Raw genomic sequence first — 3,279 nt, forward strand, 5'->3', positions numbered from 1 at the left:
CTCGCTTTTCGTATGTTTGCCTCTGACTCTTCTGGTGTAGGCATGGTTTTTGCCCAGGGCATCCAAGGAAGTAAATCATCAATACTTTCTCTTATCGCTTCATTTACTTTGATACCATCATCTAATATTGGAGCACGAATAAGTAAACGTCTACTTTCAAACGCCTCAGGTATTGAAAACAGAATCGGGTCATACGCCATTGAACCACATCTCCAATCAAAGTTTTCCAAATTTTATCACATTTGGACCGTATTTTCACAAGATATATTTTCCGCGTTAACCTGCCCTTTACTTTAACGAAACTGGGGAGCAGCTGCCGTGGTAATCTGCTCCCTAATTATTCCACTATCGTTATCCGATAGTTTAATGACGCAATGTTCATCAAGCTTAAAGGAGAATTGGAACACTTCTAACCAACCAGCGCCTTAACATTAATGGATAAATCCCCTTCTGTTACTTAGATCCGGGTAAGCTTATCCGGGTTTCGTACGATGTAGATTTTGGCAAGCTTTCCGTGTCGGAGTTGTATAGATATAGCTTTCATGATTTCGTCCCCCGAACGGACTACTATGCCGATCCCGCCGTTCAGAGAAGCAACCTCGAAGTGGGGATTTCCCTGAGGATAAGGCTTTACTCCCTCGAATGCAGCAGCAAGGAATCGGGCCACATGTTCGCGAGTCTGTATCGGACGTGCAGACGCAGTTACTTTTCCGCCTCCGTCGGAGACTAGCAAGACGTCTTCTGTCAAAAGGGACAGAATCTGATCGATATTCCCTTGCTCGAGGCAGGTGAGAAACCGGTGAATCCAATTGAATTCGACCATTTCGGCTGCGGACAGCTCCTCCTCCGATACTCCCATCTTGCTTCTTGCCCGGCTCATAAGCTTGCGACAATTCGCCTCCTGCTTGCCGAGCAGTTCAGCCAAATCGGGATAATCGAAGCCCAGTGCCTCGCGCAGGACAAAAACCGCACGTTCTGTCGGTGTCAGCCGCTCCATCAGAACAAGCATGGCGTAAGACAGCAAATCACGGCGGATGATAGTCGTCTCGAGCGTATCCATCTCCGGCGTGCGAATGGGTTCGGGGAGCCACGGACCAATATAAATCTCCCTCTTCTTTCGAGCCGATTTCTGCAGATTGAGGCAGTGATTGATTACCATTTTGCACAAATAGGCCTTCGGCTCCTCCAAGCGTTCGGGATGGACATCGCAGGCTTTGACAAATACATCCTGCACCGCATCTTCCGCGTCCTCCGCAGTGCCAGTCAGCTGATAGGCCAGCGTAAACAGCAACGTTCTATATTTGTCGTACAGTTCCTCCATTCGCTTACCCCCCTTTTCCAAGTAATTCTTTAGATTGCCATCCTGGTCTCTCTGTATCTATTTCTATTGAAGCATAATTATGCAGCCTTATACCAGCTTCTTTATTTTCCGTAAAAAAAATCAACATATCGTTCATTAAACTGACTATGCATTAGATAGGCAAAATGAAACGGCCTCAGTCCAAGAAATGCAGGACTCAGGCCGAAAACCATCTGGGTAGATTAGTACGAGCTGCCAGAAGAGGTGCAAGTTATTCAAATCATTGATTTTCCGATGGTACATTGCTCCCTTGGAGTGTCTTCAGTTGATCGATGATTTCCTGAGGCTCCATCCGTTTCATGAAGTCCGGATTAACGTTCGCGTGGCGGATTATCCCTTCTTTATCGACAATAAACGTCGCCGTAAGTGGCAGAATCCAACGATCAGTTTTGTTGAAAGCGGTGAGATCCAATCCGAAATTCGTGAAGGCTTCCTGCAGGTAATCGGGCAAGTCATACAGGACCCGATAACTCTCAGCGACGCGGCCGTTCAAATCACTCAGCACATGGAAGGTCAGTCCCTCCTTCTCCTTATGTGACAGCGAATTATCAGGGCTTTGTAAAGAAACAGCAATCAACTGTCCTCCAAGCCTCTCCACCTCTGGTAGCACTTGTTGATATGCCCTCAACTGGATATTGCAGAATGGACACCAGCTGCCGCGGTAAAAGGTCAGAACAACCGGTCCTTTCACTAGCTCGTCATATAGGTTCACTTGCTCACCGAGCGGACCGGCCAGTGTAAAATCCGGAGCTTTGTTCCCTTCCTCTAAACCATAAGCTATACCGTTCTCCCGCTGCTCCTTAATGAGGAGAAAAACTTGTGATTGCAGCTCTTCAGGCGCTTTAGCGATAAATCCTTCCTTCGCCTGGTCCAATATTTCTTTCAAAGCCATTGCACACCACTCCTTTGCCGTTATGCACATATAACAATTTAAGGTTCTGATTTGTGACATCGGAAATGAAAAAAATTTGATGAGCCCGCCTGTATAATAAGCGTTCTTTCGTACTAGTTTGTTGAGTAATCTCCCCGTTAGTTCAACGCCCAGCAGTACATCTGTATCAAATACTTTATTTTGTGATGATGTAAAAAGAAGCTGCTAGCCTGCGCAGCTCCTTCATCGTTTATGAAGCAGTTCTTCTTCCGTTATCGTTTCCGTTAAACTTTTATGAGTTGTTCCATTCGCTCAAGAATGCTGTGGACACAACAACTCTCGATTCACCTGGTATTCTTGCATAAAATTCAAGTTCATTCCCATCAGGATCATTGAAATAAATAGCAGCAGCAGGATCGCTAGCATGAACAATTGGTTCAGATCCATCTCGACCAAAAACTGCCTTTGATTCAATTCCCCTTTCGGCTAACCATTCTTTAGCCTTTAATAGATCTTCGAGTGATACATTAAATGCAATATGTCTTTTACTTAATTGTTCATCACTTTTAATTTCCCATAGCCCGAGCATAGTTTCGTGCTCAGAATATTTATTGAATACGATAAATGCGATTCTTCTTCGCTTGCTTATATAATCAATAACAAGTCCTAAACTTTCATAAAATCTTACTGATTGTTCCAAGTTACTCCCCTGTAAGTGAGTTTCGTATATCCCCCTGATCACATAGCCTCGCTCCTTCATCCCATTTGGTGATATTATACATAAAAAGGGATTTCAGATACAGCATCCATCCTGTCGAATTACGGGTCTTTACCCGGACATATGTACAAATTCCTATGTTTTGTTCAGATGTCCTTGATTGAGCTATCGTCTCCCGATAGTTTAATACAGAGCACTCATACCACGCCTGTTGATTAACCATTTAGTGGAAAACCAACCTATGTCCCAAATGGCTTGGAAAGTATCCACTGAATGTGAACCTTCCATTCATCAGGAAGGTTATCGAGTCCAAGCAACCGTGTAAAACGA

The 3,279-nt window shown here is 44.6% G+C and carries 3 protein-coding genes and 1 pseudogene; all 4 read right to left on the bottom strand.

The window, feature by feature from the left end; translation table 11 throughout:
* Window positions 1–200 (bottom strand): annotated as a pseudogene (locus tag LRL21_RS44435) (GNAT family N-acetyltransferase); the annotation flags it as partial.
* A gap of 257 nt (window positions 201–457) precedes the next feature.
* Window positions 458–1,321 (bottom strand): RNA polymerase sigma factor SigJ, encoded by an 864-nt coding sequence (gene sigJ, locus LRL21_RS44440; protein ID WP_240422156.1) that lies wholly within the window; start codon window positions 1,319–1,321, stop codon window positions 458–460.
* A 259-nt stretch (window positions 1,322–1,580) separates the two neighbouring features.
* Window positions 1,581–2,252 carry a peroxiredoxin-like family protein gene (locus tag LRL21_RS44445; protein WP_240422157.1) on the bottom strand — a complete coding sequence of 224 codons (672 nt, stop codon included), beginning with the start codon at window positions 2,250–2,252 and terminating at the stop codon, window positions 1,581–1,583.
* Between the two features lie 271 nt (window positions 2,253–2,523).
* Complete coding sequence (locus tag LRL21_RS44450; RefSeq protein ID WP_338044791.1) at window positions 2,524–2,991, bottom strand: VOC family protein; 468 nt, start codon at window positions 2,989–2,991, stop codon at window positions 2,524–2,526.
* Window positions 2,992–3,279 lie beyond the last annotated feature (288 nt).

Origin of the sequence: Paenibacillus periandrae, assembly GCF_022458865.1 — a bacterium.
In the GTDB taxonomy this organism is placed as follows: domain Bacteria; phylum Bacillota; class Bacilli; order Paenibacillales; family NBRC-103111; genus Paenibacillus_S; species Paenibacillus_S periandrae.